General features: G+C 62.7%; 26 protein-coding genes and 2 tRNA genes. 9 read left to right on the top strand and 19 right to left on the bottom strand.

The features are described 5' to 3' along the window. Positions 1 to 11: 11 nt before the first annotated feature. Positions 12 to 287, bottom strand: coding sequence for a hypothetical protein (locus BUA36_RS17415; protein WP_072786551.1), 276 nt, complete (start codon positions 285 to 287; stop codon positions 12 to 14). Between the two features lie 94 nt (positions 288 to 381). Here BUA36_RS17415 and BUA36_RS17410 point away from each other — a divergent pair, with 94 nt between their 5' ends. Both BUA36_RS17410 and BUA36_RS17405 read left to right on the top strand, forming a co-directional pair. Next, a complete protein-coding gene (locus BUA36_RS17410) occupies positions 382 to 1,116 on the top strand; it encodes a spermine/spermidine synthase domain-containing protein (protein ID WP_072786549.1) in 735 nt (244 codons plus the stop codon). Between the two features lie 119 nt (positions 1,117 to 1,235). Then, positions 1,236 to 4,079 carry a bifunctional diguanylate cyclase/phosphodiesterase gene (locus tag BUA36_RS17405; protein ID WP_072786546.1) on the top strand — a complete coding sequence of 948 codons (2,844 nt, stop codon included), beginning with the start codon at positions 1,236 to 1,238 and terminating at the stop codon, positions 4,077 to 4,079. On the opposite strand, the gene BUA36_RS17400 is transcribed toward BUA36_RS17405, so the two are convergent. Together BUA36_RS17400 and ptsJ are read right to left on the bottom strand one after the other, a co-directional pair. Then, on the bottom strand, positions 4,003 to 4,584 hold the full coding sequence (locus BUA36_RS17400) for an SET domain-containing protein (protein ID WP_072786793.1): 582 nt from the start codon (positions 4,582 to 4,584) through the stop codon (positions 4,003 to 4,005). The two genes, BUA36_RS17405 and BUA36_RS17400, sit on opposite strands and share 77 nt — an antisense overlap. 53 nt (positions 4,585 to 4,637) lie before the next feature. Continuing rightward, a complete protein-coding gene (gene ptsJ / locus BUA36_RS17395) occupies positions 4,638 to 5,942 on the bottom strand; it encodes a MocR-like B6 salvage transcription factor PtsJ (protein ID WP_072786544.1) in 1,305 nt (434 codons plus the stop codon). 60 nt (positions 5,943 to 6,002) lie between these two features. Here ptsJ and BUA36_RS17390 point away from each other — a divergent pair, with 60 nt between their 5' ends. Continuing rightward, complete coding sequence (locus tag BUA36_RS17390) at positions 6,003 to 6,896, top strand: dihydrodipicolinate synthase family protein (protein ID WP_072786543.1); 894 nt, start codon at positions 6,003 to 6,005, stop codon at positions 6,894 to 6,896. Continuing rightward, positions 6,893 to 8,086 carry an MFS transporter gene (locus tag BUA36_RS17385; protein ID WP_072786541.1) on the top strand — a complete coding sequence of 398 codons (1,194 nt, stop codon included), beginning with the start codon at positions 6,893 to 6,895 and terminating at the stop codon, positions 8,084 to 8,086. Before BUA36_RS17390 ends, BUA36_RS17385 begins: the two co-directional genes overlap by 4 nt. On the opposite strand, the gene BUA36_RS17380 is transcribed toward BUA36_RS17385, so the two are convergent. Further along, the gene (locus BUA36_RS17380; protein WP_229255736.1) at positions 8,067 to 8,330 is read right to left on the bottom strand and encodes a KTSC domain-containing protein; all 264 of its coding nucleotides are present in this window, start codon (positions 8,328 to 8,330) and stop codon (positions 8,067 to 8,069) included. The genes BUA36_RS17385 and BUA36_RS17380 overlap by 20 nt on opposite strands. 172 nt (positions 8,331 to 8,502) lie before the next feature. Here BUA36_RS17380 and BUA36_RS17375 point away from each other — a divergent pair, with 172 nt between their 5' ends. Then, entirely contained in the window at positions 8,503 to 9,090 is a 588-nt protein-coding gene (locus BUA36_RS17375) for a DJ-1/PfpI family protein (RefSeq protein WP_072786537.1), read from the top strand. A gap of 17 nt (positions 9,091 to 9,107) precedes the next feature. On the opposite strand, the gene BUA36_RS17370 is transcribed toward BUA36_RS17375, so the two are convergent. From BUA36_RS17370 to BUA36_RS17360, 3 genes are all read right to left on the bottom strand, one after another. Further along, positions 9,108 to 11,306: an OsmC domain/YcaO domain-containing protein gene (locus BUA36_RS17370; protein WP_072786535.1), complete on the bottom strand. Its 2,199-nt coding sequence runs from the start codon at positions 11,304 to 11,306 to the stop codon at positions 9,108 to 9,110. Between the two features lie 90 nt (positions 11,307 to 11,396). Further along, positions 11,397 to 12,467 carry an alpha/beta fold hydrolase gene (locus BUA36_RS17365; protein WP_072786533.1) on the bottom strand — a complete coding sequence of 357 codons (1,071 nt, stop codon included), beginning with the start codon at positions 12,465 to 12,467 and terminating at the stop codon, positions 11,397 to 11,399. Further along, positions 12,464 to 12,943 (bottom strand): acyl-CoA thioesterase, encoded by a 480-nt coding sequence (locus BUA36_RS17360; protein WP_139260621.1) that lies wholly within the window; start codon positions 12,941 to 12,943, stop codon positions 12,464 to 12,466. Before BUA36_RS17360 ends, BUA36_RS17365 begins: the two co-directional genes overlap by 4 nt. 104 nt (positions 12,944 to 13,047) lie before the next feature. Here BUA36_RS17360 and BUA36_RS17355 point away from each other — a divergent pair, with 104 nt between their 5' ends. Continuing rightward, on the top strand, positions 13,048 to 14,364 hold the full coding sequence (locus BUA36_RS17355; RefSeq protein ID WP_072786531.1) for a M16 family metallopeptidase: 1,317 nt from the start codon (positions 13,048 to 13,050) through the stop codon (positions 14,362 to 14,364). A 4-nt stretch (positions 14,365 to 14,368) separates the two neighbouring features. Further along, positions 14,369 to 15,748, top strand: coding sequence for a M16 family metallopeptidase (locus BUA36_RS17350; protein ID WP_072786529.1), 1,380 nt, complete (start codon positions 14,369 to 14,371; stop codon positions 15,746 to 15,748). Here the strand turns inward: BUA36_RS17350 and BUA36_RS17345 are convergent. The 5 genes from BUA36_RS17345 to BUA36_RS17335 form a co-directional block, all read right to left on the bottom strand. After that, entirely contained in the window at positions 15,726 to 19,154 is a 3,429-nt protein-coding gene (locus BUA36_RS17345; RefSeq protein ID WP_072786527.1) for a response regulator, read from the bottom strand. The genes BUA36_RS17350 and BUA36_RS17345 overlap by 23 nt on opposite strands. Before the next feature lie 77 nt (positions 19,155 to 19,231). After that, positions 19,232 to 19,597, bottom strand: a complete 366-nt coding sequence (locus tag BUA36_RS17340; RefSeq protein WP_072786791.1) for a hypothetical protein — start codon at positions 19,595 to 19,597, stop codon at positions 19,232 to 19,234. Positions 19,598 to 19,697: 100 nt separating this feature from the next. Then, positions 19,698 to 19,838 (bottom strand): hypothetical protein, encoded by a 141-nt coding sequence (locus BUA36_RS30770; protein WP_167544311.1) that lies wholly within the window; start codon positions 19,836 to 19,838, stop codon positions 19,698 to 19,700. A 210-nt stretch (positions 19,839 to 20,048) separates the two neighbouring features. Then, a complete protein-coding gene (locus tag BUA36_RS30765; RefSeq protein ID WP_167544310.1) occupies positions 20,049 to 20,204 on the bottom strand; it encodes a hypothetical protein in 156 nt (51 codons plus the stop codon). Between the two features lie 108 nt (positions 20,205 to 20,312). Beyond that, positions 20,313 to 20,996, bottom strand: a complete 684-nt coding sequence (locus tag BUA36_RS17335) for an SIMPL domain-containing protein (RefSeq protein ID WP_072786525.1) — start codon at positions 20,994 to 20,996, stop codon at positions 20,313 to 20,315. A 161-nt stretch (positions 20,997 to 21,157) separates the two neighbouring features. Between BUA36_RS17335 and BUA36_RS17330 the strand changes: the two genes are divergently transcribed. Next, a complete protein-coding gene (locus BUA36_RS17330; RefSeq protein ID WP_072786790.1) occupies positions 21,158 to 21,700 on the top strand; it encodes a UPF0149 family protein in 543 nt (180 codons plus the stop codon). 142 nt (positions 21,701 to 21,842) lie between these two features. Here the strand turns inward: BUA36_RS17330 and BUA36_RS17325 are convergent, their stop codons facing one another. The 5 genes from BUA36_RS17325 to BUA36_RS17305 form a co-directional block, all read right to left on the bottom strand. Then, on the bottom strand, positions 21,843 to 22,346 hold the full coding sequence (locus tag BUA36_RS17325) for a DUF2059 domain-containing protein (RefSeq protein WP_072786522.1): 504 nt from the start codon (positions 22,344 to 22,346) through the stop codon (positions 21,843 to 21,845). A 128-nt stretch (positions 22,347 to 22,474) separates the two neighbouring features. Further along, positions 22,475 to 22,564 (bottom strand) — tRNA-Ser (locus BUA36_RS17320). A gap of 31 nt (positions 22,565 to 22,595) precedes the next feature. After that, positions 22,596 to 22,685: transfer RNA gene (locus tag BUA36_RS17315), tRNA-Ser, on the bottom strand. Positions 22,686 to 22,752: 67 nt separating this feature from the next. Further along, a complete protein-coding gene (gene serS, locus BUA36_RS17310; protein WP_072786520.1) occupies positions 22,753 to 24,042 on the bottom strand; it encodes a serine--tRNA ligase in 1,290 nt (429 codons plus the stop codon). Positions 24,043 to 24,134: 92 nt separating this feature from the next. Then, positions 24,135 to 24,341: a hypothetical protein gene (locus BUA36_RS17305; protein ID WP_072786518.1), complete on the bottom strand. Its 207-nt coding sequence runs from the start codon at positions 24,339 to 24,341 to the stop codon at positions 24,135 to 24,137. 258 nt (positions 24,342 to 24,599) lie between these two features. Between BUA36_RS17305 and BUA36_RS17300 the strand changes: the two genes are divergently transcribed. After that, positions 24,600 to 25,019 (top strand): hypothetical protein, encoded by a 420-nt coding sequence (locus tag BUA36_RS17300; RefSeq protein ID WP_072786516.1) that lies wholly within the window; start codon positions 24,600 to 24,602, stop codon positions 25,017 to 25,019. 15 nt (positions 25,020 to 25,034) lie between these two features. Here BUA36_RS17300 and BUA36_RS17295 read toward each other — a convergent pair whose 3' ends face one another. Both BUA36_RS17295 and BUA36_RS17290 read right to left on the bottom strand, forming a co-directional pair. After that, positions 25,035 to 25,385 carry an energy transducer TonB gene (locus tag BUA36_RS17295; protein WP_084560212.1) on the bottom strand — a complete coding sequence of 117 codons (351 nt, stop codon included), beginning with the start codon at positions 25,383 to 25,385 and terminating at the stop codon, positions 25,035 to 25,037. Beyond that, on the bottom strand, positions 25,382 to 26,212 hold the full coding sequence (locus BUA36_RS17290) for an alpha/beta fold hydrolase (protein WP_072786514.1): 831 nt from the start codon (positions 26,210 to 26,212) through the stop codon (positions 25,382 to 25,384). Before BUA36_RS17290 ends, BUA36_RS17295 begins: the two co-directional genes overlap by 4 nt. Positions 26,213 to 26,224: the final 12 nt, after the last annotated feature.

Below are 26,224 nucleotides of genomic sequence, written 5' to 3'. Positions count from 1 at the left end.
CGCAGCCGGGATCAGACCTCGTGCTCGACGTTGGTGCTGCCATCGCCCATCTTGCTGGACCAGGCTTGGGTGAAGTAGGCTTTTTCGTCTTCGGTCGGCGCATCATGCCAGAACACGATCAGCGTGCCTTTATGGTCGTGCAGCTGGCTGACTTTTTCGATAAAACTCTGCTTGCCGGCCAGGTCGGCCAGGGCCGCCACGTAACCGTACACGCGCGTCAGGCGCTCCAGGCGGTCCGGCTCGGTAAAGCTGTTGGTGGCGGTAAGCGTTGGGTGGTCTAAAAACATCGTATCTCTCTCCAAGTTGGCCGCCAGAGGGGCAGGCCTGTGCTAACGCCATGCTACTATAAATTCCCTGGGTAAATCCACCATACAACAAAACTTGACGCCGCCCATCCACCGCCCCCAAGTCCGCACGCACGGCGACAAACGCCTGCTGGAATTCCAGCCCGGCATGGTGCAAAGCGAGATGCGCCTGTCGCGCCCGGACGATCTGGTGCTCAGCTATGTGCGCGCCATGATGTGCTTTGTGCTGTTTCACCCCCAGCCCGGCCACATCGTCATGGTGGGCCTGGGCGGCGGCTCGCTGGCCAAGTTTTGCTACCGCTACCTGCCGCAAGCCCGCATCACGGTGCTGGAACTGAACCCGGACGTGATCGCGCTGCGTGAGCAGTTCGCCATCCCGCGCGACAACGCCCGCTTCCAGGTGATCCAGGCCGACGCCGTGGCCTACATGTCACAACTGGACAACAGTGCCGACGTGCTGCTGGTGGACGGTTTTGACGCCGACGGCCTGCCGCCCGCGCTGGGCAGCGCCGGCTTTTACGCCGACTGCCGCCGCGCCCTGCGCCCCGGCGGCGTGATGGTGACCAATATCTTCAGCTACGACCCGCTCTACAACACCATGCTGCGGCGCCTGCGCCAGACCTTCCACGGTCACATCTGCTGGTTTCCCGGCATTGCCGGCAACAACCGCATCCTGTTTGCCGTCAAGGGCGGCGGCCATTCGCCCGCCATGGCCATGCAGCGCAAGGTGGCGCGCACCGGCGGCCTGGCGCTGCCGCTGCTCAACCGTCTGCTGGCGCACTGGGTGGTGCGGAAATTGCGCCGCGCCTAGACCGTGGTTATTTGACACATGCGTCTGTCGGCGGGACATTTTTTGTGACACACTAGAATCAACCCTGCGGCCCCAGCTCCTGCCCGTGTCCCGCCACTCTTGCCTCTGGAAAGCGCGTCATGCCGTCTTCCCGCAAGTCCTCCAGAGTATCCGTGGCGGCCATGCTGACCTTGCTGACCGGGCTGTCCGTCACCGCCTTGTTGTTCATTGCCGTCAACGCGCTGGAATACAGCAAGATGGAACTGAGCTTCCAGCAGCGCGGCCAGGCGCGCGCGGCCGCCATCCGGCGTGGCATGGACGATACGCTGGAACTGGTCACCATCCTCAATGGCCTGTTCAGGTCGATGGGTACTGTCAGCCGCGAGCAGTTTGCCAGCTTTACCCAGCCACTGCTGGAACGTTATCCATTTGTACAAGCTTTCAATTTCCACCGCGTGCTGGACGAGGCGGGCGCGCGCCGGCTGGAAGCGGAGATGCAGAAACAGTCGCCCGGCTACCGCCTGCACGACACCGGCAACCGCCCCATGGATGCGCGCCCACAGCACGTGATCGTGGACTACCTGGAACCGCTGGAAGGCAACGAGCCCGCCTTCGGCCTGGATGTGGCCTCGATCGCGCCGATGCTGCGGGTCATGAACGAGGCCGTGGACAGCGCCCAGGCCCGCACCACGCCGCTGATGCGGCTACAGCAGGAACGCGGCACGCAAAAGGGCTTTGTGATGATGCTGCCGGTCTACCGCCAGGGCGCGGAATTGAACACCATCGAACGGCGCCGCGCGGCCTGGGTCGGCAACACCAGCGCCGTCATCCGCTCCGCCGACCTGATCCACAAAATCCTGCTGGCCAATGACTTGCTCGACGACCGCGAGCTCATGCTGCAAGTCTACATCGGCGATGACCTCAGTGCCGCCAACCTGATCTACAGCCGCGGCGAACCTGCCGGTCTGCTGCCGGCGCCCAACGCGGTGCAGCGCTGGCTGGCGGTGGATTACCGCGAGCCTTACACCCGCAGCTTCCACGCCGCCGGCAAATCCTGGCACGTGCTGGTGACGCCGCTGCCGCGTCCGTTCCTGCCGCAGCACCTGGGTTCCATCTCGACGCTGATCGGCGGCCTGCTGTTCACGCTGCTCACGACAGCGTTTGTCAACTCGCTGGCGCAACGTTCCAGGCGCGTGCAGAAACTGGTGGACGAACGTACGCTGGCACTCAAGCTCAGCAACGACAAGCTGGCCGAAGACGTGGCCGCACGCAAGCGCACCGAGGAAGCCTTGCAGGAAAGCGAGCACCGCTTCCGCCGCCTGCTGGCGCTGTCTTCGGACTGGTACTGGGAACAGGATGAAAACTTCCGCTTCATCAATATCACGGGCGGCTTCTTCGACAAAGGCAAACAGGACCCCAAACGCTTCCTCGGCCGCACGCGCTGGGAACTGCATCCGGAGATGTGGGACAACCGCTGGGGCCGCGACCACCGCACCACGCTGGAATCCCACCTGCCCTTCACCAACCTGGAGTATTCGCTGCCCGGCACCGATGGCCAGGTGCACTGGTTCAGCACCAGCGGCGAACCGGTGTTCGACCGCGACGGCAAATTCCGCGGCTACCGTGGCACCGGCACCGAAATCAGCGAGCGCAAGCTGGCCGAGCAGCGCATCCAGCATATTGCCCACCACGACGTGCTGACCGGCCTGCCCAACCGCGTCCTGCTGCAGGACCGGCTGACGCAGGCGGTGGCGTTTGCCAACCGCAGCGGCAAACCGCTGTGGGTCATGCTGATCGACCTCGACCGCTTCAAATTCGTCAACGACAGCCTCGGCCACAAGGCCGGCGACCAGTTGCTCAAGACCGTCGCCCAGCGCCTCCAGGAAAGCGTGCGCGACAGCGACACCGTGGCGCGCCTGTCGGGCGATGAATTCGTCGCCATCCTGGCCGAATATCCCGAGGAAGCGCTGTCGCACGACGCCGCCCAGCGCATCATGCATGCCGTCACGCGGCCCGTCATGCTTGAGGGCAAAGAGTTCTTTGTCACATGCTCGATTGGCGTGGCCATCTATGGCGCCGACGGCACACCGGCCCAGCGCCTCATCGAGCATGCCGACATTGCCATGTACCGCGCCAAAAAGCTGGGCCGCAACAACACCCAGTTCTACGAGCCGGCCATGAACGAAGAGGCGCGCGAGCGGCTGCGCATCGAAAGCGCGCTGCGCAACGCGCTGGAGCGGCAGGAATTGGTGCTGCACTACCAGCCGCAGGTGGATTTGCAGAGCGGCCGCGTGGTGGGCATGGAAGCGCTGTTGCGCTGGCAGCATCCCGAACTGGGCATGGTAGCGCCGTGCCGCTTCATCGGCCTGGCGGAAGAGACCGGCCTCATTGTCGATATCGGCGCCTGGGTGCTGCGCACCGCCGCCGCGCAAGCGAAAGCGTGGATGGATGCGGGCCACGGCATGCTGCGCGTGGCCGTCAACCTGTCGCCGCGCCAGTTCAGCGAGCCGCATCTGGTGGCCTCGATTGCGGACGTGCTGCAGGAAACCGGCCTGCCGCCGGCCTGCCTGGACATCGAACTCACCGAGGGCCTGTTCATGAGCGATGTGGCGCAGGCGGTCGAGCTGCTGCACAAGCTCAAGGCGCTCGGCGTCGCCTTGTCCATCGATGATTTCGGCACCGGCTATTCCAGTTTTTCCTACCTGCGCAAATTCCCGATCGATGTGCTCAAGATCGACCGTTCCTTCATCAGTGACATCATCGACGGCGACGAGGCCGCCATTGTGGTGTCCATCATCGCGCTGGCGCACAACCTCAAGCTGCGCGTGATTGCGGAAGGCGTGGAGACCGCAAGCCAGCTGGACTATCTGCGCCGCAGCGGCTGCGACGAAATCCAGGGCTACTACTTCAGCCCAGCGCTACCGGTTGCGGACTTTGAACTGTTGCTGCAACAGGGGCGAGCTCTGCAAGCGGCACTGGCTTGACCCTGGGCTTGCGCTTGCGCGGCTTGGGCGCCAGCATGGTGCCGCTGCAATTGAGCGCACCGCAACGGCAGGCAAACGCGCGCTTGATGGCAGGCGTGTGGCGGCCTTCGTAGATGAGCGGATAGGAATAACTGAGTTCCTCATCCTTTTTGATCTCGTACAGCGCGTAGATGAAGATGCGGCCATCCTCTTCCTCGATGGCCTCGCAGTTGGGCTCGCAGGAATGGTTGATGAAGCGCGCCTCATTGCCATGGTCGCCGCCGTCGATCACATTGCCGTTGGCCAGGCTGAAGAAGAATGTGTGGTTGTGCGGGCCGCCCTGGGCGTCCGCGCGCGCTTGCGCTACGTCCCAGCCGATCTCGCGGCCGGCGTATTCAATCACGCGTTCCCCCGGCTCAATATCGCGCTGGGCGAATACGCCGTTGCCGTGTACGCTGGAACGTTCGACGCGGTATGCAGGAAGGGCTTGCTGTTGCTGTGGGTCTGGATGGCTGGCGCTGTGCATGGTAATCACTGAGATCAACGATCTTTTGATTAAACCACAGCCACCCAGATGATTCAATCAGATCGCAAGGCGTGCGCCAGGTCTTTTGCAAACTGCTGCGCCTGACCGTCCGCCAGCGTGGACACCGTGACGCGGATCGCCTGCGACTGGCCCTGCACATCGTAGGCGCTGCCCAGCCGCACCAGCCAGCCTTTCCTGGCCAGCGCGTAAGCGACATCCCTGGCGTCGCGCGCCACTGGAATCCACACATTCAGGCCGCCGCTGGGCTGGAACACGGCGATGCCCTGCGCCTGCAGCGCCGCGCACATTTCCGTGCGCCGCGCTGCATAGGCTGCGCGTGCGGCGTCGATCTGCGCCCGCACCTCGGCCGAGCCGAGACAGGCGCCGACGATGGTTTGCAGCAGCCGGCTGACCCAGGTCATGCCGGGCGCCAGCCGGGTGCGCAAGCGGGTGGCAGTTTCCGCATCGCACGCCACGAAGGCGAGGCGCATGTCCGGCCCCAGCCCCTTGCAGACCGAGCGCAGCACGGCCCAGCGCGCGGTGCTGGCGGGAATCACCGAGTAATACGGCGATTCCGTGAGCAAGGCGAAATGGTCGTCCACGATCACCAGCACATTCGGATAGGCGGATAACACGCGCCTGAGCTCGTCGGCGCGGCGCGACGACAGGCTGTGGCCGGTGGGATTGCCCGCGCGCGGCGTCAGCAGCACGGCGCGCACGCCGTCGTCCAGCGCACGCGCCAGCGCCTGCGGCTGCATGCCCTCCTCGTCAATCGGCACCCCCACGGCGCGCATGCCGCCCAGGCGCAGCGCGTTGATGCTGCCCAGGAAGCACGGATCTTCAACCGCCACCTTGTCGCCAGCCACCAGATGGGCCACCGCCAGGCGCTCGATGCCGTCCACCGCGCCGTGCGTCAGTTCCAGCTCCCAGCCGGGCGGACAGTCTGGCGCAAACCAGTTGCGGCCACATTCGCGCAACGCCGGCAGGATCGCCGCCTCGCCATACAGCGCCGACTTGAGCGGACGCCCCGCCAGCAGCGTGGACGCATCCGGCAGCCAGTCGCGGTTCGGATTGCCGTGGGCCAGGTCGATCAGCGGCGAGTCGGTACTCATGCCTTCCTGTTCGCCGGCGCCGGGCGGCGCAGCAATCGACGTGCCCAGACGGCCTTGCGCGATGGCCAGGCCGGCCTTGGTCAGCCGCTGGTAGGCCGCAGCCACAGTGTTGCGGTTGACGCCCAGCGTCTCCGCCAGTTCACGGACCGGCGGCAGCGCGGCGCCAGGGGCATAGTCGCCGCTTTGCACCAGCGCACGGATGCAGTCGGCAATTTCAATTGCAGTGGTTCCAGAGATCTTTGACATTGTCCTAGGACATAGTGTTATTATGTATCAGACATTCTACCCTATCAGGAGCATCGCCCTATGTTTTCCGGTCTTAGCGCATTCCCCATCACCCCCATGAACGAAACCGGCGTGGACGAAGCCGCCTTTGGCCGGCTGGTACGGCGCCTGGCCGCAGCTGGCGTCGATTCCATCGGCGCACTGGGTTCCACCGGCTGCTATCCCTACCTGACACGCGCCGAACGCGCGCGCGCCGCGCAACTGGCGGTGGAGTATGCGGACGGCGTGCCGGTGATGGTCGGCATCGGCGCGCTGCGCACCCGCGATGTGCTGGCGCTGGCCGAGGATGCGCAAAAGGCGGGCGCCAGCGCGGTGCTGCTGGCGCCTGTCTCGTACCACAGCCTGCAGGCGGAGGAAGTCTATGGCCTGTACGAAAACGTCACGCGCAACCTGTCGATCCCGCTGTGCGTGTACGACAATCCCGGCACCACCCGCTTCAACTTCAGCGACGAACTGCATGGCCGCATTGCCCAGCTGCCGAATATCGGCTCGATCAAGATTCCCGGGGTACCGGCCGATCCCGCCGCAGCCGCAGAGCGCGTGGCCCGCCTGCGCGCCCTGATCCCGGCCAGCGTCACGCTGGGCGTCAGCGGCGACTGGTTTGGCGCGGCCGGCATGAACGCGGGCTGCGAAGCGTGGTACTCCGTCATCGGCGGCCTGTTCCCGCGCACCACGCTGGCCATCGCGCGCGCCGCGCAAGCCGGCCATGCGGACGCCGCAACCCAGCTGTCTGAACGTCTGCGCCCCTACTGGGACCTGATCGCCCGCCACGGCGGCAGCCTGCGCATTACCGCGACCGCACTCGATATACTGGGTCTGGTGCAGCACCCTTGCCTGCCCTTGCCGCTCAACGCCCTGGGCGGCGCCGACCGCGCCGAGCTCGCCAAACTGATCGAGACGCTGGAGCTGGCATGAACACCAGCGCGCCGCCGTGGACCTCGCTGGCGCGCTACGTCGCCGCAGCCGCGCTGGCGCGCATGGCGGATGGCGGCGCGGTGGTGGCGATCGTGCTGCTGGTCACCCTGCACGGCGACGGCGGCAGCCTGGCCGGCTTGCTGGGCGCCTGCCTCACCGCTCCACATATGCTGGGGCCGTTTGTGGCGCGCCGCATCGACCTCGCCGACGACGGCCGCAAGGTGATCGCCACGGCTTGCGTGCTGTATGCCCTCGCCCTGGCCGTCGCGGTGGCCAGCTACGGCCAGATTCCGGTCGTGCTCACAGCGCTGCTGCTGGCGACAGCCGGCCTGTGCGGCCCGCTGCTCACGGGCGGCATCAGCACCCGCCTGCCCGCCATCGCCGGCTGCGAGCAACGTACGCTGCGCCGCGCGCAGGGATGGGACATTGCCACCTACGGCATCGGCAACACACTGGGCGCATCCACCGTTGCCGCCGTCTCGGCCTGGACCTCGCCTGCCTACGCCGGCCTGAGCCTGGCGTTTGCCACCCTGCTGGCGGCCGGCCTGGTCATGCTGCTGCCTTACAGCGCGCCTGAACATGGCGGCAATCCGCAAGCGGTGCCGGGTGCCTGGCGCACCATCGGCGTGATGGTGCAGGATGGGCGCTTGCGGCGCACGCTATACATGACTTGCCTGGTGGCGTTCAGTATGGCCGCGCTGCCGATCACCGCAGTGCAGATGACGCGCATGCTGGGGATTCCGCTGGCCAGCGCGGCAGTCATGACGGCCGCTTACGGGATCGGCAACCTGACGGGATCGGTGGGCCTCATGCTGCGGCCGCTGCGCGGCAGCCCGGACAAGCTGATGACGATGCTGGCGCTCGGCGCGGCCTGCGGCCTGTTTGCCATCGTGATGAGCCCGGACTGGATGGTGGCCGTCGGCCTGTTCTGGCTATCCGGCACGGTGAACGCCTTTTTCTTTGCCGCCACGCTGGCCGCACGCACCGAGTACGCGCCGCCCATGGCGCGCGGCCAGATCTTCCTGTGGGTGGCGGCCATGAAGATCACCTCCAGCTCCGCCGGCACCGCCGTGGCCGGCATGCTGATCGGGCAGGACGCCCGTCTGCCGCTGATCGCGGGCATGGTGCTGATGACCACCGCCGTGCTGCTGTCAACGCTGGAGCGCGGACTTAGTCGGCAGGCGGCTTGAACAAGTCTTCCAGGTCGGCGCGCGTAGTGGGCTTGCGCACCACGCCGCGCCGGCCGGTATATTCTTCTTCGATATTGTCACGGTAGTAGCTCCAGGCCGAACCGGAGGTAGACAGCTTGCGCCACACCTCGTTGCCAACGCCGGAATAGTCCATGGCCGTACCGTCTTCAAACTCCACACGCAGCATTTTGTCACGCGCGTCGTAGCCGATGGCCCGCAGTTTTCCCGCATTAATGCGTTTCATCTCCATGCTGGCCTCCTTTTTGTCCCGTTCTCAGATAGTAGCGCCATCGCCGCGCGCAGTCGATAGCATGCAAGAGACATCTGCACACCTCTCCGGACAGAAATTGGTAACGAACACCAGTATGATGGTGTTTTTTATGCAATCATGCAGTTCAATTGAAAGGAAGCCAGCAATGCCCAGCATTGGATTGATATTGACGCCCGGTTTCGCCGATTGGGAATATGCGTTCATCGCCGGAACGGCGGCGCCATACTACGGGATTGAGACCCGGTTTTTCACGCCGATGCAGGGGCAGGGGCAGGGGCAGGGGCAGTTTCGCTCAATGGGCGGCCTGGCTGTCACGGTGGAGAACGGCTTGCAGCAATGCCTGGACTGGCGGCCGGATGTGGTGGCCGTCATCGGCGGCACGTTGTGGGAACAGCGGGATGCGCCGGACCTGAACAGCTTCCTGCGCACTGCGCGCGGGAATGGCGCAGGCATCGCGGGCATTTGTGGCGGCACTTTGGCGCTGGCGCGCGCCGGCCTGCTCGACACCGTTGCCCATACATCCAACGGCGCCGAGTTCTTGCAAGACAACGCTGCCGGTTATCACGGCGGCGCGCTTTACCAGGCCAGCCCGCGCGCTGTGGCCAGCGAGGGCATCATCACCGCAGCCGGCACTGCGCCGCTCAGCTTTACGTGCGCCGTGTTTGCTGCGGTTGGCCTTGCGCCAGAAGCCATCGCAAAGTTTCAGTCCATGCTCACGGCTGAATCCGCCTAGCGCCTAGATTACGGACTTTATTTGGCTGCCGCCTTGGCGCGCGCTGCGTGCAGCTTTTTATAGCTGTCCAGCAGACGCTGGTGGCGGTCCAGGCCTTCCAGCTGCATGCTGGTTGGCGTCAGGCCATAGAAGCGTACGCTGCCATCGACCGAACCCAGCACCGCATCCATGCGCGGATGGCCAAACATGCGGCGGAAGTTGACTTCATAATCGTCCAGTTCCATGTCGTCATCCAGCGTCACTTCCAGCACCGCATTCAAGGCCTGATAGAACAGGCCGCGGTCCACGGTGTTGTCGTTGTACTGCAGGAAGGCGCCGACCAGCTCGTGCGCTTCCTCAAACTGCTGCAAGGCGAGGTTAATCAGCAGGCGCAGTTCCAGCACGGTCAGCTGGCCCCACTCCGTGTTTTCGTCAAACTCGACGCCGATCAGCGTGGCGATGTCGCCGTACTCGTCCAGCTCGTTGTTTTCCAGGCGGTCCAGCAGCGCTTCGAGCTGTTCGTCGTTGAGGCGATGCAGGTTCAGGATGTCGGCGCGGAACAGCAGCGATTTGTTGGTGTTGTCCCACACCAAGTCTTCCACCGGATAGACTTCCGAATAGCCCGGCACCAGGATGCGGCAGGCGGTCGCACCCAGCTGGTCGTACACGGCCGTATAGACTTCCTTGCCCATCTCGTCGAGGATGGCCAGCAAGGTGGCGGCTTCTTCGGCATTGGAGTTTTCACCGCGGCCCGAGAAGTCCCATTCGACGAAGTCATAATCCGCTTGGGCGCTGAAGAAGCGCCACGACACCACACCGCTCGAGTCAATGAAGTGCTCGACAAAGTTGTACGGCTCGGTGACAGCTTCGCTGGCAAAGGTCGGGCGCGGTAAATCGTTGAGGCCCTCAAAGCTGCGGCCCTGCATCAGTTCGGTCAGGCTACGCTCCAGTGCGACTTCCAGGCTCGGGTGCGCGCCAAACGAGGCAAACACGCCGCCGGTGCGCGGGTTCATCAGGGTCACGCACATGACCGGATAGACGCCGCCCAGCGACGCATCCTTGACCAGCACCGGGAAGCCCTGCTCTTCCAGGCCCTTGATGCCAGCCACGATGCCGGGATATTTCGCCAGCACTTCCTGCGGCACGTCCGGCAAGGCGATTTCGCCTTCGAGGATTTCGCGCTTGACCGCGCGTTCGAAAATCTCCGACAGGCACTGCACCTGCGCTTCCGCCAGCGTATTGCCGGCGCTCATGCCATTGCTGGCGTAGAGGTTTTCAATCAGGTTGGACGGGAAGTACACCACCTCGTCATCCGAACGGCGTACAAACGGCAGCGAGCAGATGCCGCGCGCCACATTGCCGGAATTGGTGTCGATCAGGTGCGTGCCGCGCAGCTCGCCGTCGGGGTTGTAGATGTCACGGGTGTACTCGTCCAGGATCTCGGCCGGCAGCGCATCCTTGCGGCCCGGCTTGAACCAGCGCTCGTTCGGGTAATGCACGAACTCGGCGTTGGCAATGTCTTCACCCCAGAACGCGCCAGCGTAGAAGTGGTTGTTGCTGATACGTTCAATGTATTCGCCCAGCGCCGAGGCCAGTGCGCTTTCCTTGGTCGAGCCTTTGCCGTTGGTGAAGCACATCGGCGAGTGCGCGTCGCGGATATGCAGCGACCACACGTTGGGCACGATGTTGCGCCACGAGGCAATTTCAATCTTGATGCCGAGGCTGGCCAGCAGCGCCGACATATTGGCGATGGTCTGCTCCAGCGGCAAGTCTTTGCCCTGGATGTAGGTGCTGGCGCCGGCGTCCGACGTCACCGTCAGCAGCGCCTGGGCGTCAGCATCCAGGTTCGCCACTTCTTCAATGATGAAGTCCGGGCCTTCCTGCACCACTTTCTTCACGGTGCAGCGGTCGATCGAGCGCAGGATGCCCTGGCGGTCTTTTTCCGAAATATCTTCCGGCAGTTCGACCTGGATCTTGAAAATCTGCTTGTAGCGGTTTTCTGGATCGACGATGTTGTTCTGCGACAGGCGGATATTCTCGGTCGGGATATTTCGTGTATTGCAGTACAACTTTACGAAATAAGCAGCGCACAAGGCCGACGACGCCAGGAAGTAATCGAAGGGACCAGGCGCAGAGCCATCGCCTTTGTAGCGGATGGGCTGGTCGGCAATTACCGTGAAGTCATCGAATTTAGCCTCAAGTCGCAGCTTATCGAGAAAGTTGACCTTAATTTCCATGGGAGTGTTCCAAAATAGTGCTCAAAATGATGTAGCCGCTATTATCCGGCTTTTGAGCCCCCACGGCAAAGGCTGCCGACCGTCCCGCGTTTAGTCCTTCGCCAGCGGACGCACGTATTCCAGCAGGCTGACCAGCGTCTTGCCCGGTTCTTCGAACTGCACCAGGTGCGAGGAATGTTCAAACCAGACCGCGCGCTTGTACGGGGCTTTCACTTTCGACAGCCAGGCCGCCGTCGGTTCGGACGGCGTGGTGTAGTCGTGGCGGCCCATGAACATCACCACCGGCACCGGGAATTTGCTGACCGGCCTGAAGTCCACCTCCAGCCATTCCTTGAGCACGCGTTCCAGCGTCAGCAGGCTGCCCTTGTCGATGGCCTGCTCCGCCTTGTCGTCATATTCGGGCGACAGCAGCGGCGCGTTGAAGTAGTAGCCAAAGTCGCTGCGGTAAGCCGCCAGGCCGCCATAGTGCTGCGCCCAGGTACGCTCGGTAACGATGCGCTCGCGCGTGATCGGCGTATTGCCCGGATACGGCGCAATCGACTCCAGCTCCTGGATCGCCTGGATGTTGTTCTCCTTGCGCGCCTGCGCCATGGCAAAGTCGAAGCTGACCTTTTCGTTGTCCAGCATGCTGATGACCTGGCCGATGCCCACATAGGCATGGAACAGTTCGGGATGGGCCAGCGCAGCGCGCATCGCCACCACCGTGCCCCAGCTGTGGCCGACCAGGATCACCTTGCGCTTGCCGTAGCGTTTGGAGATGGCTTGGGCAATCTGCACCGCATCATCGACGAACTGGGCGATGCGCAGCGTCGGCCGCACCGCGTCCGCATCGTTATCCAGATAAGTGCGGCCGGCGCCGCGCTGGTCGTAGTTCACCACCGTGAAGTATTCTTCCAGCGGACGCTGGTACATCCACATGGTGGGCGCACTCGGCGACGCCGGTCCGCCATGTACAAACAGCAGCACCGGGTTCTTGCGGTCCTGTCCGCGCGTGTAGATCCACTGGTCGATGCCGCCGATGTGCAGCTTGAAGTTTTCCTGCACGCCATTGGGCGCGACGATGCGGCTCACATCGCCAATGATCTCCTTGCCGGTCGGCTGCGCCGCCAGCGCGCCGGCCATTGCCGCGACACAGGCGGCCATCAGCATGAAGCGCTTCATTTCTTGCGGCTGCCGTGCACCATCTGGCGTGCCTGCTTGCGCAGCACGGCCTGCTCCCAGCGCTGTTTCTGTTCTTCGGTTTCCGGCACCAGCGCGGGCACCTTGACCGGCTTGCGTTCCGAGTCCACCGCCACCATGGTGAAGTAGCAGCTGTTGGCATGGCGCACCAGACGCTGCTGGATGTTCTCCGTCACCACGCGGATGCCCACTTCCATCGACGTATTGCCGGTGTAGTTGATCGACGCCAGGAATGTCACCAGCTCGCCCACATGGATCGGTTGCAGGAACATCACCTGGTCCACCGACAGCGTCACCACATAACTGCCCGAATAGCGGCTGGCGCAGGCATAGGCCACGCTATCGAGGTATTTCAAGATCGTGCCGCCGTGGACGTTGCCTGAGAAATTGGCCATATCGGGCGTCATCAGCACAGTCATGCTAAGTTCATGCGCCACCCAGCTCATCGGTTTTTCCATTGCCTGGCTCCTGTTAGTTTCATCACATGCTAGCCGCTAAACTTGCCATTCGCAAATAGTTATCAAAAAGTGTATGCTGCGCTCTTACTTTTGAAGGAGTGCTCATGAAATGGAAAGCCCTGGCCGCCAGCATCATGCTGGGCATGGCCGCCACTGCGCAAGCCGCGCTGACCGCCGATCAGGTACAGACGTTCACGCTGTCCAACGGCATGAAGTTCCTGGTGCTGGAATCGCACGACATTCCCAACGCGACCATGTACACCTTCTGGAAAGTCGGTTCGCGCAACGAGGCGCCTGGCATCACCGGCCTGTCGCACTTCTTTGAACACATGATGTTCAACGGCTCGAAGAAATTCGGACCGAAAATGTTTGACCGCACCATGGAAGCCAAGGGCGGCGCCAACAACGCCTACACCAGCAACGACCTGACCGTGTACCAGGACTGGTTCCCGGCCTCCTCGCTGGAAACCATCTTTACGCTGGAAAGCGACCGCGTGGCCAACCTGACCATCGATCCGAAAATGGTGGCCAGCGAGCGCGGGGTGGTACTGTCCGAGCGCAGCACCGGCCTGGAAAACTCCAATATGCGGGCGCTGCATGAGGAACTGAACAGCGTGGCCTTCCTGGCCCATCCCTATTCCTGGTCGGTGATCGGCCATGAGTCCGACATCAAGGCCTGGACCCAGCAGGATCTGGAGCGCTACTTCCGCACCTACTACGCGCCCAACAACGCGGTCGCCGTGATTGTCGGCGACGTCAAAACGGATCAGGTGAAGCAGCTGGCCACCAAATACTTTGGCGGCATACCCAAGCGCCCCTTGCCGCCGGCGGTGCGGACCGTGGAGCCGCCGCAGACTGGCGAGCGCCGCGTGTTCGTGACCAAGGAATCGGCCACCTCGGCCAATCTGAGCATCGCCTACAAGATCCCGGCTGCCAACAGCGCCGACTACTACGCGCTGGAAGTCCTGCAAGGCGTGCTGGCCGGCGGCAAGACTTCGCGCCTGTACCAGGCGCTGGTCGACAAGCAGCTGGCCACCCAGGTCAGCGCCGAGAGCATGGACGGCTTCGATCCTGGCCTGCTGTACCTGTCGGCGGTGGCCACTGCCAAGGTCACGCCGGCGCAGCTGGAGCAGGCGCTGCTGGCCGAGGTGGATCGCCTGGTCAAAGAGGGCGTCACGGCGGAAGAGCTGCAAAAAGTGAAGAACCAGAAGCTCGTCAACCTGTACCGCGAGCAGGAAACCATCAGCGGCAAGGCGCAGCAGCTGGGCACCTACGAAGTCATCTTTGGCGACTACCAGAAGATGTTCGGCGCATCGGCCGCCTACGAAAAACTGACGCCGGCCGATATCCAGGCCGTCGCCGCCAAATACCTGAAGAAGTCGCAGCGCACGGTTGGCGTGCTGGCTGCGAAGGAGGACTGATTACATGAACAAGACCATCATTGCCATGGCGCTGGCCGCCAGCGCTGCCACGGCCGGCGCAGCGGAATTCCGCCTGCCCGAATTCGATACCGTCACCTTGCAGAACGGCCTCACCGTCTACCTGATGGAGCGCCACGAAGTACCGCTGATCTCGGTGCGCGCCGTGGTCAAGGCCGGCGCGGTCAACGACGGCGCCCAGCCGGGCCTGTCCAATCTGACCGGCGACGCCCTGCTGCTGGGCAGCAAAGCCCATAACAAAACCGCCATCGACCAGGCCTTCGATTATCGCGGCGCGCGCATCGCGGGCGGCGCTGGCGCCGAGTCGAGCACGGTGCAAGCCAACTTCGCCAAGGCCGATGCGCCTGCCCTGCTGCCGCTGTTTGCCGAAATCGTCCAGCAGCCCAGCTTTGACGACACGGAGCTGGGCAAGCTGCGCGACCGCAAGGTCAACGGTCTCAAGCAAGCCAAGGAATCGCCGCGCAATGTCGCGCAAACCTACTACCGCGCCATGCTGTTTGGCGACAGCCCGTATGCCATTCCGGCCAGCGGCACGGTCAACAGCGTGAGTGCGCTCAAGCAGGCTGATGTACAGGGCTACTACCAGCACTACTATCGCCCGGACAACGCCGCCATCATCGTGGTGGGCGATTTCCAGAAGGCCGAGATGCGCAAGCAGATCGAGTCGCTGTTCGGCGCCTGGCAAGCCAGCGGTCCGGCGCCTGCCGCGCAAGACAATGGCAAGGTCAAGGCCGACAAGGCGCGGGTGCTGCTGGTCAACAAGGCCGATGCGATTGAAACCACCTTCCTGATCGGCGGTGCCGGCATTGCCCGCAACGATCCGGACTACGTGCCGCTGCAAGTGGTCAACACGGTGCTGGGCGGCCGCTTCACGTCCTGGCTCAACGACGAGCTGCGCGTCAATTCCGGCCTGACCTACGGCGCCGGCAGCCAGTTCGCAACGCTGTCGCAAACCGGTACCTTTGCCATCAGCAGCTTTACCGCCCTGCCGAAGACGGAGGCGGCGCTGGCCTTGGCCAACAAGACCTATCAGCGCCTGTGGGACAAGGGCATCGACAAGGCCACGCTGGAATCGGCCAAGGCTTACGTCAAGGGCCAGTTCCCGCCGCGCTACGAAACCAGCGAGCAGTTGGCCGGCCTGCTTGGCGATATGTATGCCAACCAGGTGGGCCGCGCGCAGATCGATAACTTCACCAAGGATGTGGATGGCCTGACGCCGGAGAAAGCCAAGGCGCTCATCGACAAGCACTTCCCGCGCACCAGCCTGCAGACGGTGCTGATTGGTAAGGCGGAAGCCATCCGCGACATCGCCAAGACCTATGGCGAAGTGACGGAGGTGGAGATTACCGCCGACGGCTTCCGGTAAGCAGGTGTTCGATATCCTCGGCGACTGCGGGACAGGCGTCGAGGACTTCTTCCAGCGGCGCCCAGGCCGTGGCGTCCTGCTTGAGAGCACGTTCGGCCAGCTGCGTCAGCGTCGCCAGCCGATCGGCGCCAACCGTGCCCGCCAGGCCTTTGAGCGTATGCAGCGCGGGCAGTGCCGCCTCGGTGTTCTGCGCGCTGCGCGCGGCCTGCAACTGCTGCGCCAGCTTTTCCGCTTCGGCGACAAAGCTGCGTAGCGCGATCATGTAGACCGATTCCAGTCCGCCCAGGCGTTTCAGTGCTGCCGCGCTGTTCAGGCCGGACGCCGGCAACGCGCCGTCCGCGCCATCGTCCATGGCGGCTGGCGCCGGCGCACTGTCGGCCACGGGCGCTTGCGCCTGCCCCGCCAATACGCCATGCCGCGCGTGCTTCAATATCACGGCGATCAGCTGCTCCAGATCGAAGGGCTTGCCGACATGGTCCGCCATGCCCGCTTCCAGCGCCGCCAGCCGGTCCGACGCCATCACATTGGCGGTCATCGCCACGATGGGCGGCGTCGCCTTGCCCAGCCTGGCCTGGATCGCGCTGGTGGTCTGGTAGCCGTCCATTTCCGGCATCTGAATGTCCATCAGGATCAGGTCCGGCAGCGGGCCGGGACGCGTCACGGCCGCCAGCGCCATCGGCCCCGAGCCGGCCACTTCCATCTGCGCCCCTTCGTTGCTGAGCAATTCGCCCGCGACCTGCTGGTTGGCCAGGTTGTCATCCACCAGCAGCAGGCGCAGACCCGCCAGCCGCCGCTGTGACGGCGCCAGTGCCGACAGCAGCGGCTTGCGGTGGTCGAGGCGCGCATCGGCGACCGCGTCAAACAGCATGGACGCAGTGACCGGCTTGACCACAAAGCCATCCAGCACCGGTTCCATTTCGCGATGCCGCTGCGCCAGCAGCTCGCGGTCATGCGCGGTCACCATCACGATCAGCGGCGTGTTGCCTTCCGGCGCCAGCGCGCGGATGCGGCAGCTGGTTTCCCAGCCATCCAGCGACGGCATGCGCCAGTCGATGAAGACCACGTCGTAGGCCTTGCGCCGCGCGATCTGCGCCGAGATCGCATCCAGCGCTTCATAGCCGCTCGCGGCCACATCCACGCGCCAGCCGAAGGAAGTCGCCATCTCGCGCAGCACCGTGCGCGCCACCGGATTGTCATCTACCACCAGGCAGGACAGGTCGCGCATCAGGGCGTCCTGCGGCGGCGTGGCGGTGACCGGCACGAATTCCGGCGGTTGCGCGGCAATGCCGAACTCCACCGTAAAATCAAACACGCTGCCCTGCCCCAGCTGGCTCACCACACGCAGCGTACCGCCCATCAGACGCACCAGGCGCTGGCTGATCGCCAGTCCCAGACCGGTGCCGCCGAAACGGCGCGCGGTGGACGCTTCGGCCTGCGAGAAGCCGTCAAAGATGCGCTCGCACTGGTCGGGCGCTATGCCGATGCCGGTATCGCGGATCGCAAACGCAATCGATAAACTATGCTCGCTGTGCGCCACCTGCTGCGCCGACACCACCACTTCACCGCGCTCGGTAAATTTGATGGCGTTGCCGGCCAGGTTCAGCAAAATCTGCTGCAGACGCAAGGCATCGCCCACCACCAGCGACGGCAGCGCCGGATCGATACGGAACAGCACCTCGATGTTCTTGCTGCCCACGTTGGCCGACAGGATCACGGCCAGATCGCGCCACAGCTTGTCGAGCCGGAACGGGTGCGGGTCCAGCGCCAGCTTGCCCGCCTCGACCTTGGAGAAATCCAGGATGTCATTGAGCAGCCCCAGCAAGGCGCTGGCGGCGGAATGGGCTTTATCGACATAGTCTTGCTGGCGTCCGCTCATCTGGGTCTGGCGCAGCAGCTGCAACATGCCCAGCACCGCATTCATGGGCGAGCGGATTTCGTGGCTCATATTGGCGACGAAATCCGACTTGGCGCGGCCGGCCTTGTCGGCCGCCTCCTTGGCCTGCAACAGCGCATCGTGGGCGGCGCGCATCTCGGTGCTGTCGGTGCTGCTGCCCACCCAGCTGACGATGGCGCCATCGGCGTCGCGCTGCGGCAGCGCGTGGTTGTCGAAGATGCGCCAGACGCCGTCGTGGCGGCGCAGGCGGCAGTCGCAGCGGAACTGGCTGCCATCGGCCAGCGCGCGCTGCCAGGCGGCGGCCACGGCGGCGCGGTCATCCGGGTGGATCACGCGCGACCAGTCGCCTGATGCCATGAGCTGGTCGGCGGGGATGCCGCTGAACTCTTCCCAGTGGTGGCTCATGAAATCGATGCGCGGCTCCGGTGTGGCGGTCCACACCATTTGCGGCAGGCCTTCGGTCAGCGAGCGCCAGCGCGATTCCGATGCGGTCAGCTGGGTCAGCGAATTCTGCAAGGCGCGGTCGGCGTCACCGAGCGCCGTGAGGATCTGGAACTGTTTCTGCAAGCCGTAACGCACCCCCATAACCAAGGCCACGCCGAGGCCGATCAGCACCACCAGGAAGATCGACGCGTTGCGCACTTCGCGGTACCACGGCGCCAGAAAATCGGTGCTGGCCAGGCCGACGAAAACGTAGACCGGATAGGCGCCCACCTTTTCCACGCTCAGCGTGCGTTCCTGGCCGTCACGCGGGCTGACCACGGTGTAGCTGGCGCGTTGCTGCTTGCCGTCCAACAGCGCCTGGGTAACGGCGTTGACCCTGACCGTGCTGCCAAACGCCATATCGGCCAGTTCCGGATAGCGGTGCAGCACGCGCTTGCGCTCGTCCAGCAGCACGATGGAGCCATGCGGCCCCACGTTCAGCGCGGAAAACGCTTCCGTGATGCGCGAACTGTTCATGAGCACATAAGAGGTGCCGCCAAATTCGCCGTTCGGCAAGGTCAGCGGATACACCAGCGGCAGCACCCACTCGCCACTGATGCGCGACTTGACCGGGATGCCGAAGATCAGCTGGTGCTCGGTCTGCACGCGGTTGTAGAACTCGCGGATGGTCAGGTCTTGCGGATGGCCGGGATCGACGTCTTCGCCATACACCACCAGGCCTTTCGCATTGGATCCGCGCACCGCCTGGGCGTGCGGCAGGCGTTCCTTGAGGCCGCGCAGATAGGCGCTGAACTGGGCATCGTCAAAGCGATGCTGCTCGTGCATGGTGCGGAATTCAAGGTCGGCCCGGCGCATCGCCAGGTCGGCTTCCTGAAAATGCGAATGGAGGAAATTCTCCAGCGCGATGGCGAGGTTGTGGGAGGTTTCTTCGGCCGCCGCGTAATAGCGCATGCGGCTCTTGTTGAGCACATGCCCGACGAAAATCGTCATCACCAGCAGTCCCACCACCACGGCCGCCACCAGCACACGGAACAGTTTGCGGAACTTTTGCAGCGTCTTGAATCTCATGGCGGGCGCAGAGTGTTTTTTTGCTATGGATAAACGCTACATTACAGAAAAAAAACGCTCCGTAGGAGCGTTTTTGATCAGAAGCCTTGGCTGATGATGTCCGCGAGCGACTCCCGGCCTTTGTCGCTGATGTCGAAGCCGCCTTCGGCGCGCTCGCTGATGTGGGATTTCTTGCCGAGGAACAGCGCGACGTCGGCGTCGATCGCGCTGCCCGGTTGCGCCGCCAAGGCCTGCAGCGCCAGCACGCAGCGGCGCAGGAACAGCGTCTGCGCGCCCTTGTCGGTCAGCGAGATGTGGCCATTGCGAGCGATACTGATGAGTTTAAGGCCGGACAGGCGTTTGCTGTTGCGGCCGACGCAGGCACTGACGCGATCGCCCTTGATGCCGCGTTTGACTTCGTTGAGGGCGTCGTATTCGTCTTGCGTGAATTTTTCGTTCTTCATTGCCATTTTTTCCATAAGAGACTGCTTGCGGCCCTCATGGTACGCGTACGGCGGCCCGGCGGCAAGCCAGGGCGCCACCGTGCAATGGCAAAGACAGCGCTTACTGGAGCGCTCGGATCAGCAACCAGACCAGGCCGATGCTGGCGAAGGCCGCTACACAAACCATGGCTTGTACACGCTTGGTGCTCAGGGCGACGCTGCGGCGGCCGAGGTAGATTTTATTGTGTAAAGAGTTGCCCATGATGCTCTCCGTGACTGAAGACCGACGACATGACTAAATTATAGAAACTCTTTCATGACCCCTGTGTGACGATCAACACAAATTGGACAAAATGTATCCGCTGAGCAACGACTCTCACACTTTCTCACGGCAATTCAGAGCGTGGAACCAGAATACCGTCCGTTCCACGCTACGGACGGTACGCCAGCGCACACATGGCGGCATTTAGCCTCAGGCTTTCATCGGTGGCTTGGGCGGGACGGGCTCTTCAATCGGCGCCTGTTCCGGCAGCGGGCTGTTGTCGGGCGGCGGATCTTTCTCCGGCGGTGGCGGCGGCGTTTCCGGGTCTGGCGTGATGTGCGCGTAGCGCGGGTGATTGATGTGCATGCTGCGCTCCCTTTCTGGTGAACTTGCTTTCAGTGTTGGGGATGCAGGGCCAGATACAAGGCGCAATTGGCGGCCTGCGTGCGCCAGCACACGCAGACCAGCACCGGCTTATTTGATACGGAAGATCACATCCACGGTTTGCGACCAGCGCAGCACTTCCGTTGCCAGGAAATCCTTGTCGGCCGACGGTGCATCCACGCTACGGTTGCGCAAGTACAGGTCGCCCGGCATCAGGCCGACGGCATTAGTCAGGTTGCGCAGTTGGCCGGACGAGACAGCGCTCACCGCCCCCACCTTTTTGCCGAAGCCGGACGCCATCGCTTCGGCGCGGCGCTGGGCATCCCGGATCGCGGCCACGGTCAGTTCCTGTTCGGCTTTTTCGCGGTCGCTGCGGCCAAACGAGGTCGACATATGATCGATGTTGGGCATGGCCAGCAAGGCCTGCATGATGGGCCGCCATTTGCTGATGTCGCGCACGACGATATGGACTGAACTGCGCACCGAATAATCCGCCTCGGCGCTGCGCATTTCCTTGCGCGCGTCGCGCGTTGCCGCGCTGGCTACGCCCTCGACCATCAGCGCCTGCACCTGGCCGACGCGCTCGGCCACCGTGGCCGACGCCACGGCGGGATCGGCATTGAAGGCCGTGATGTCGAAATCAATCTCCCCCATGTCGGGCGCGACCATCACAAAGCCTTCGCCGGCAGTATGGATGAAGGGGTAGTCCGGCAGGTTGGACGCGTGGACAGCAAACGGCAGCAAGGCCACCGTCAAAGCAAGCTTGTTCAGCATGGTGTGATTCCGTAATGAAGGAAAGCGCATTATTCACAATGTAGACATTTTTGTCTACTTGCAAAAATAAAAATCCCGGTTTCAACAACAAGCTGCCGGCCAAACCGGAACGCCCTCAGGTGAAGCCGGTACAATGGCGGCTTTTAGCCAGCCACATTGCCATGAGCACGACTCCACTCAACGACGACGAATACGATCAACTAGACGACCTGCTGGCGGCCATCGGGCCGCAGTCCATGGATGTCGCCAGACTGGAAGGCTTTCTGACGGCGCTGGTGATCGGACCTGCCGAACTGGCGCAGGATACATGGCTGCCCCACGTCTGGGGCGACGCCGAGGGCAACTCACAGGCGGCCGCGCTGGTACTGCGTCATCACGCCTACATGCGCGAGTGGATGCAGAAAGATCCCGCCAGCTTCGAGCCGATTTACGAATGCGGCGGCAGCTGGAATGCCGACGCGTGGAGCGCCGGCTTCCTGGCCGGGGTGCAACTGGCGACCGACGCCTGGGCGCCGCTGCGTGCGCAGCAGCCAGCCTTGCTGCTGCCGTTCCAGCCGCCGGTGAATGCCACCAAGGTCACACCGTCCGTCATCCAGATCAACGCCTTCTTCCATGCGCCGCAACCGAAGGCGGCCAAGGCCGGTCGCAACGATCCCTGCCCTTGCGGCAGCGGCCAGAAGTACAAGAAATGCTGCGGCGCTTAAACCGCCAGCGCCGCTTTTAATCTCGGGGCCAGGACTACGCCACTGGATCACTGCCCATATTGTGTTTGAAATAGGCCTTTACCTCGGCCCGCTGGAAGGTCTTGGGCAGCGCCGCGACCAGCTGGCGGATTATCACAAACCCTTATTTACCATTGATGACTTCTTTCAGCAGCACGAAGGTTTCGTGGTTGATGGCTTGCTCATTGGCCTTGAATTCCTTCTCTGCTTTCAGATAGGCCGGCTTTTTGAGTTCGGCCTGTTCCGCCGGCGTCGGCTTGGGCTGGGTCGGATACAGTTGGGCGCTGCTGTTGTAGGTATCGTGCAGCACGCGCTGGCCATAGCTGGACTGGTAGAACCTGGTCATCTCCAGCGAGGTCTCCGTGCTCAGCAGTTTGGCCACCGGCGTGGCCAGTTTGCTGTAGACAAATTCCGGCTGCAGCTTGATGACCTTGTCCATGACCTGCTTGCGCTGGTCCGGCGACGCGTATTTGCTCATGCCGGCCGTCATCCGCATCATTTTCTCGGCTTGCATGGCGCCCATCAGATCGTGCGCCGCCTTGATCTGGCTGGCGTCAGGGTTCGCCGTGGCGGCGTGTACAGTACCAGCCAGCAGCGCAGAGGTCAGAAATGCGGCGACAAACTTCATAAGATCTCCCAGGTTAATTTTTCTGCATTCTAGCCCGAAAAATAAAAAACCCGCAGTTCCGGTGAGAACTACGGGTTTCTAGGCCGAAAACAAAAAAGCTCCCTTTCGGGAGCTTTTTCGCTGAATACTGGCGGAGAGGGTGGGATTCGAACCCACGGATGGTTTGACCCATCGCTTGATTTCGAGTCAAGTACAATCGACCACTCTGCCACCTCTCCTGGTGACGCTAATTTTCTTACAACCGCCTAATGGCGGAGAGGGTGGGATTCGAACCCACGGATGGTTTGACCCATCGCTTGATTTCGAGTCAAGTACAATCGACCACTCTGCCACCTCTCCGTTTTCCCACCTGCTGCTGCGAGAAGGCAAGATTATAGCAGGTGCTTGAGAAAATGGAAGGGCAAAATTAAACTTTCAAATGCGTTTGTCCACCCATGTACGGACGCAGTACCGCCGGGATCTCCACCGAGCCATCTGCCTGCTGGTAGTTTTCCAACACGGCGACCAGCGTACGGCCCACGGCCAGGCCCGAGCCGTTCAGCGTATGCAGCAGTTCCGGCTTGCCCTGGGCATTGCGGAAGCGTGCCTGCATGCGGCGTGCCTGGAAGGCTTCGCAGTTCGACAGCGACGAAATTTCACGGTAGGTGTTCTGCGCCGGCAGCCAGACTTCCAGATCGTAGGTCTTGGTGGCGCCAAAGCCCATGTCGCCGGTGCACAGCGACATCACGCGGTATGGCAGGCCCAGACGCTGCAGTATGGTTTCTGCGTGGCCGACCATTTCTTCCAGTGCGGCGTAGGAATGGTCTGGATGCACCACCTGCACCATTTCCACCTTGTCGAACTGGTGCTGGCGGATCATGCCGCGCGTGTCGCGGCCATAGCTGCCCGCTTCCGAACGGAAGCATGGGGTATGGGCGGTCATCTTCAACGGCAGGGCTTCTGCGGCAATGATTTCATCCCGCACGATATTGGTCAGCGAGACTTCCGAAGTCGGGATCAGGTAGAAGTGCTCGCCCTCGCCTTCCGCGCCGCCTTTTTTCACCGAGAACAGATCGGCTTCAAACTTCGGCAGCTGGCCGGTGCCGCGCAACGAATCGGCGTTGACCAGGTACGGGGTGTAGCACTCGGTGTAGCCGTGCTCGTCGGTGTGGGTGTTCAGCATGAACTGCGCCAGTGCGCGGTGCAGACGGGCGATGCCGCCTTTCATGACCGAGAAGCGCGAGCCGGTCAGCTTGGTCGCGGTGTCGAAATCCAGACCCAGCGGGCTGCCCACGTCAACGTGGTCCTTGATCTCGAAATCAAAGCTGCGCGGCGTGCCGACTTTGCGGACTTCCACGTTGCCGCTCTCGTCGGTACCTGCAGGCACCGATTCATGCGGCAGGTTCGGGATGGTTTGCAGGAAATCGCCCAGCTTGGCCTGCAATTCGCCCAGTTTCACTTCATTGGCCTTGAGCTCGTCGCCGAGACCAGCCACTTCCGCCATCAAGGCGGTGGTGTCTTCGCCCTTGCCCTTCATCATGCCGATCAGCTTGGACTGCGAATTGCGTTTGCCTTGCAGTTCTTCGGTACGCGTCTGGATCGCTTTGCGTTCCGACTCGAGAGCGTTGAACGCCTCCACATCGAGCTGGAACTTGCGGGTCGCCAGGCGCGCGGCGACATTAGCTATATCTTTACGGAGAAGTTGGATATCAATCATGGGAACAAAGCCGTTGGTGTATCGAAAACGTCAATTGTACCAAGATGAAGCCACTTCCTTGCGAGTTTTGAGCAGCCCGCCGGCGGCAACGATTACAGTGCGGCTTTTTCGGCAGCAGTCAGGCGTTTGGCGCTGACCGTCACGCTTGGCATGCGGACGTCGGCTTGGGCGATCACGGCAGCTTTGTCGGCTGGCATCACGACGTCAACGCGGTCGTCGGCGGCCGTGGCGAAGGTGGTGGCGCCGGCCAGGATGGTGGCGGCAACGAAGATGATTTCCATGTTTTTAGCGATGTTCATGATGTACTCCTTCAGGTGTCGGTTTGGATGAGTGCTGCGGTATGGTTGTACTGTACCTAAAGGCGTTCTGGCCTGCGTCAAGGATGCGACGAAGCGCTCAAAACAAGGTCTGAAATGCAAAAAACCGGCGCCGGAAGCCGCGCATGTTCCGCTATGCGTCACGCTGTAGGATTTCTCCTACGCAACTAATCGTGCGCCGCGAACGCGTCGAAATTTGTACGATACACTCAACAGTACGAATTTTGAGGAGAAGAAAAAATGAAAACCCATACCCTGAAGATTGCAGCATCGGCTGCCGTGATGATGATTGCAACGGGCTGCTCGACCATGGGCGGTTCGTCGTGGCAAAAGGATGAACCAGCGCCACCGCAGAATCCGAACTTTGCGGTCGAGATGAACAAGTTCAACGCCCAGTTCCCGAATGAGAAAGCCAGCAAGTACGAGGAAGTCTCGCTGAATTTCAATAACGCGCAAAAGCTCGATGAGCGCGGCAACTGCCACGACATCGCCCGGCACCCGGTGGTGATCGTGCTGACGCTGGATGCAGCCGGCAAAGTCACCCGCACCACGACCGACGTCGAAGGCAAGAAAGCGGAATGCTTCCGCCAGGCCTATGCGTCGGCCCAGCTGCCGCCACCGCCGTTTGCACCGTACCAGAAGCCAATCCGCCTGCGCTGATAGTTCAGCCTGGTCTTACTCAGGCAGTTTCCAGACGTAGTCCAGCATGAGCCAGCTCTCTTGCGCGACACCGTCGGCCTTGGCTGGTTCGAAATGGCATTGCGCCATACCAGCCAGCGCCGCATTGTCCAGGCGCCGGTGGCCGCTGGACCGGGTCAGCTTGCGGTCCATGACCTCACCGTGGGCGCCGATCAGCAAAGCCATGCTCACCTTGCCATCTTCATGCAGGCTCAGCGACCCGGCTGGATACGCCAGCGGCGCACACCCCTGCACCAGGCTGGCCGGATTACTGGGCCCGACAGCGTGGAAGGCCGCAGCACTGCCGGCCACGATCATGCAAGCGATGGGGGTCATGATGCGTTTCATGCAGCGTCCTCCTCAGCCGTTTCATCATTTTCAGCGGGTTTGTCCAGCCAGTGCATGACAATATCGTTGAAACGCTCTGGCTGGCGCAGCATCGGCCAGTGATCGGTTTCCAGCGCCACCACCTTGCAACCTTCCTTGGCCGCCAGGTTTTCCGTCCACTGCGGCGAATGGAACATGAACGGCTTGTTGGTGCCATAAATGAACAGCATCGGCACTTTCGGCACGAACGGTACCAGTGAGTTGTACGAGCCGGACGCCCCGGCAGTCAGGATGTAATACGGGAAGTTCATACCCGAGCTGATGTATTCCTTGGGCGAGGGTGCGCCCAGCGCACTCACCATGCCCCGCGTCATCAGATTGCCCACCGGCCCGCCGATCGCCCAGGCCAGCGCCAGCGTGCTCTGATAGCCGCTGACCATCAACTTTTGCCCGACCGAGCGCGAGCGCGCGGTGGCTTTCGACTGTGCATCGCCGATATCCACGCCGATAATGGCCGATACCAGCGCCTTGTTGCGCATATAGAACTCGTAGCCGAACACGCAGCCCCAGTCATGCAGCATCAGGATCACCTTCTGCTTCTGGCTCACGCTGTTGACGATGTGCAGCAGCACGCGCAGCATGGCGTCCAGCGAATACGAACGGCGCGGCTTGCTGATATCGAAGCCCGGCAGCGTGAAGCGTACGCAGCGGTAGCGCTGTTTCAGCTCCGCTACCTGCGCATCCCACACGCGGTAGGTATCCGGCCAGCCGTGGATCATGATGATCGTCTCGGCGCCCTCACCTTCTATGTAAATATCGACCCCGTCGACCACCTTTGCCGGCTGCATGCTGCTCCTCTG

The sequence above is a fragment of the Duganella sacchari genome (assembly GCF_900143065.1).
Lineage (GTDB): Bacteria > Pseudomonadota > Gammaproteobacteria > Burkholderiales > Burkholderiaceae_D > Rugamonas > Rugamonas sacchari.
Note: the sequence above shows the minus strand (reverse complement) of the source record. Positions and strands in the feature narration are given on the sequence as shown.

What these genes read in the sequence shown, in the direction of transcription:
- BUA36_RS17350 (WP_072786529.1), top strand. Translation starts at nt 14,369, where the DNA reads ATGAACAAGACCATCATTGCCATGGCGCTGGCCGCCAGCGCTGCCACG.
- BUA36_RS17390 (WP_072786543.1), top strand. Translation starts at nt 6,003, where the DNA reads ATGTTTTCCGGTCTTAGCGCATTCCCCATCACCCCCATGAACGAAACC.
- BUA36_RS17360 (WP_139260621.1), bottom strand. Translation starts at nt 12,943, where the DNA reads ATGGAAAAACCGATGAGCTGGGTGGCGCATGAACTTAGCATGACTGTG.
- BUA36_RS17290 (WP_072786514.1), bottom strand. Translation starts at nt 26,212, where the DNA reads ATGCAGCCGGCAAAGGTGGTCGACGGGGTCGATATTTACATAGAAGGT.
- BUA36_RS17375 (WP_072786537.1), top strand. Translation starts at nt 8,503, where the DNA reads ATGCCCAGCATTGGATTGATATTGACGCCCGGTTTCGCCGATTGGGAA.
- BUA36_RS17325 (WP_072786522.1), bottom strand. Translation starts at nt 22,346, where the DNA reads ATGAAGTTTGTCGCCGCATTTCTGACCTCTGCGCTGCTGGCTGGTACT.
- BUA36_RS17385 (WP_072786541.1), top strand. Translation starts at nt 6,893, where the DNA reads ATGAACACCAGCGCGCCGCCGTGGACCTCGCTGGCGCGCTACGTCGCC.
- BUA36_RS17300 (WP_072786516.1), top strand. Translation starts at nt 24,600, where the DNA reads ATGAAAACCCATACCCTGAAGATTGCAGCATCGGCTGCCGTGATGATG.
- serS (WP_072786520.1), bottom strand. Translation starts at nt 24,042, where the DNA reads ATGATTGATATCCAACTTCTCCGTAAAGATATAGCTAATGTCGCCGCG.
- BUA36_RS17340 (WP_072786791.1), bottom strand. Translation starts at nt 19,597, where the DNA reads ATGAAGAACGAAAAATTCACGCAAGACGAATACGACGCCCTCAACGAA.
- BUA36_RS17335 (WP_072786525.1), bottom strand. Translation starts at nt 20,996, where the DNA reads ATGCTGAACAAGCTTGCTTTGACGGTGGCCTTGCTGCCGTTTGCTGTC.
- BUA36_RS30770 (WP_167544311.1), bottom strand. Translation starts at nt 19,838, where the DNA reads ATGGGCAACTCTTTACACAATAAAATCTACCTCGGCCGCCGCAGCGTC.
- BUA36_RS17365 (WP_072786533.1), bottom strand. Translation starts at nt 12,467, where the DNA reads ATGAAGCGCTTCATGCTGATGGCCGCCTGTGTCGCGGCAATGGCCGGC.
- BUA36_RS30765 (WP_167544310.1), bottom strand. Translation starts at nt 20,204, where the DNA reads ATGCACATCAATCACCCGCGCTACGCGCACATCACGCCAGACCCGGAA.
- BUA36_RS17345 (WP_072786527.1), bottom strand. Translation starts at nt 19,154, where the DNA reads ATGAGATTCAAGACGCTGCAAAAGTTCCGCAAACTGTTCCGTGTGCTG.
- BUA36_RS17405 (WP_072786546.1), top strand. Translation starts at nt 1,236, where the DNA reads ATGCCGTCTTCCCGCAAGTCCTCCAGAGTATCCGTGGCGGCCATGCTG.
- ptsJ (WP_072786544.1), bottom strand. Translation starts at nt 5,942, where the DNA reads ATGTCAAAGATCTCTGGAACCACTGCAATTGAAATTGCCGACTGCATC.
- BUA36_RS17305 (WP_072786518.1), bottom strand. Translation starts at nt 24,341, where the DNA reads ATGAACATCGCTAAAAACATGGAAATCATCTTCGTTGCCGCCACCATC.
- BUA36_RS17330 (WP_072786790.1), top strand. Translation starts at nt 21,158, where the DNA reads ATGAGCACGACTCCACTCAACGACGACGAATACGATCAACTAGACGAC.
- BUA36_RS17295 (WP_084560212.1), bottom strand. Translation starts at nt 25,385, where the DNA reads ATGAAACGCATCATGACCCCCATCGCTTGCATGATCGTGGCCGGCAGT.
- BUA36_RS17355 (WP_072786531.1), top strand. Translation starts at nt 13,048, where the DNA reads ATGAAATGGAAAGCCCTGGCCGCCAGCATCATGCTGGGCATGGCCGCC.
- BUA36_RS17380 (WP_229255736.1), bottom strand. Translation starts at nt 8,330, where the DNA reads ATGAAACGCATTAATGCGGGAAAACTGCGGGCCATCGGCTACGACGCG.
- BUA36_RS17415 (WP_072786551.1), bottom strand. Translation starts at nt 287, where the DNA reads ATGTTTTTAGACCACCCAACGCTTACCGCCACCAACAGCTTTACCGAG.
- BUA36_RS17400 (WP_072786793.1), bottom strand. Translation starts at nt 4,584, where the DNA reads ATGCACAGCGCCAGCCATCCAGACCCACAGCAACAGCAAGCCCTTCCT.
- BUA36_RS17370 (WP_072786535.1), bottom strand. Translation starts at nt 11,306, where the DNA reads ATGGAAATTAAGGTCAACTTTCTCGATAAGCTGCGACTTGAGGCTAAA.